Below are 767 nucleotides of genomic sequence, written 5' to 3'. Positions count from 1 at the left end.
TTTAGTTGCAAAAGCAAAGGTCGACCTAGAGATGATGGCTCATTACCAAGACCTGGTATTAAGTTACATGTTGCCTTCTCAATCATTAAGAATACCTTTGAATACATTGAAGTAACTGAAGCTGTTGGCTCTGAAAGAGACTGTGTTCACCCTGAAAGATTCAAAAACTGCCTTATCATTGCAGATAGAGGTTACATCAGTGAAGATCTTGAAAAGCGAATTACTGACTCAGGTAATCTTTTCCTTATCAGAGGAAAAGCTAATACAGCAGGTGTTATTACTGAATGCTTTGATGACAATGGTCAAAATATTACTAAGTATATTGGTAAAACCGTTAAGGCTGTTCCTGAACAAACAGGTGCAGACTTAACCGTTGTTAGCAAACTAACAGACCATAAGCTTAGAGTGGTTTTAAGACATAATCAAAATGCAAAAGCAGATGAACAACGCTCTGTTCTTAGAACTAATATTCCAAGAGAATGCCTTTGTGCAAAACAGATATTCATGCTTTACAGAGTACGCTGGTCTATTGAGCTTTTTAATAAAGCCAATAAACGTAGCAATTGCCTTCAGAGTATCAACTCTGCTGACAAGAACATCATTTTGACTTTTGTACTACTGTCATTGATTGCATCGCTTTCTAAAACTTACTGTGGTATTAAGGCTATGTTAAAGAAAAATATCCAATGGATATCTATGCTTAAACTACATAAACTCAATACAGCCTTCAGCAAGCTTTTTAGAAGTCTGCAGTCACTTAAGCTGTC

Annotated in this window: 1 protein-coding gene; it reads left to right on the top strand. The window is 36.2% G+C overall.

Annotation, left to right across the window (positions count from 1 at the left end):
• Positions 1–767 (top strand): transposase (locus tag J5V48_RS09770; RefSeq protein WP_219938463.1); only part of this gene is annotated, 767 nt, incomplete at both ends.

The organism is Succinivibrio faecicola (genome assembly GCF_019448115.1).
Classification (GTDB): domain Bacteria; phylum Pseudomonadota; class Gammaproteobacteria; order Enterobacterales; family Succinivibrionaceae; genus Succinivibrio; species Succinivibrio faecicola.
This window is presented reverse-complemented; position numbering and strand designations above follow the sequence as displayed.